Below are 364 nucleotides of genomic sequence, written 5' to 3'. Positions count from 1 at the left end.
GACACCGCGTCGACGGCCAAATGGTGGATGATCAACACCAACTGGGCCGTGGAAGAAACCCACAGCGCGCTGAGCATCACCCCGGCCGCCGGATTCAACCGCGACCGCGCCTCTATAAGTGCCTCATCAGACAACACGTCGACTGTTTGCAGGCAAGCGCGGGCATCGACCGACCCCGCCTCGGGCACCCTCAACGACCAGCCCCCCGCGCCGTCGTCGACGCGCAGCCGCAACGTGGCGTGCCGATCCAGCAACGCCTGCAACAGCACCACCACGTCGGCCTCGCCGACCCCGGCGGGGGCCTGCACCACCACGGTCTGGTTGAACTGATCGACCGGGCCGTCAATGTCGTGCAGCCAGCGCA

At 67.3% G+C, this 364-nt stretch carries 1 pseudogene; it reads right to left on the bottom strand.

What is annotated here, in order from left to right:
- Positions 1-364 (bottom strand): annotated as a pseudogene (locus MFM001_RS24230) (non-ribosomal peptide synthetase); the annotation flags it as partial.

The organism is Mycobacterium sp. MFM001, assembly GCF_003402475.1.
Lineage (GTDB): Bacteria > Actinomycetota > Actinomycetes > Mycobacteriales > Mycobacteriaceae > Mycobacterium.
The sequence above is the reverse complement of the archived record's forward strand: the minus strand, read 5'-3'. Positions and strand labels throughout refer to the sequence as shown.